We start from the raw sequence: 688 nt of genomic DNA on the forward strand, positions 1-688 counted from the left end.
GGCTTGCCATCACCGGTGCCGCTGATGCCGGAGCGCTGACCATCATTGAGGCTAGGCCAGTAGCCGTTGTCGGCGTGTGCCCGGACTGCGGACAGTCAGGAAAATTACGCGACCACATCACTCGTCGACTCGTTGATCTTCCTGTCGTTGGATTCCCCACTAGGCTGCACGTAAAAGTCCCCAGATTCTTATGCACAGCCGACTCATGCAAGAGGAAGATCTTCCAAGAATCTTTAACCTGCGCGGATGACGGCTCCAAGCTCACCCACCGAGTCACCCGCTGGATCTTGCAGCGCCTTGCTATTGATCGGATGAGTGTGTCAGCTACCGCCAAAGCACTCGGCGTGGGCTGGGACCTGGTCAACCAGGTCGCACTGGATGCCTGCCGCCAGCTTGTCTACGGCGACCCGCACCACCTCGACGGGGTTCGCGTCCTCGGAGTCGATGAACATGTATGGAAACACACCAGAAAACCAGGCCAGGCATCAAACCTGGTGACCATACTTGTTGACCTCACCCCGTTGGTGGACGGGCGTGGGCCTGCTCGTTTGTTAGACATGCGACCGGGCAGGTCGGCAGATGTGCTCAGCGGGTGGCTTAAGGAGCGCGACCCCAGCTTCCGGGAGCAGATACAGGTGGTGACAATGGATGGGTTTACCGGATATGCCACCGCAGTCGAGGAGCAACT

1 protein-coding gene is annotated in these 688 nt (G+C 58.9%); it reads left to right on the forward strand.

The window, feature by feature from the left end:
• Nucleotides 1-688: transposase (locus HMPREF2993_RS06110; protein ID WP_141758262.1), on the forward strand; the 688-nt coding region annotated here is incomplete at both ends.

The sequence above is a fragment of the Corynebacterium sp. HMSC068G04 genome (genome assembly GCF_001814885.1).
Taxonomy (GTDB): Bacteria; Actinomycetota; Actinomycetes; order Mycobacteriales; family Mycobacteriaceae; genus Corynebacterium; species Corynebacterium hiratae.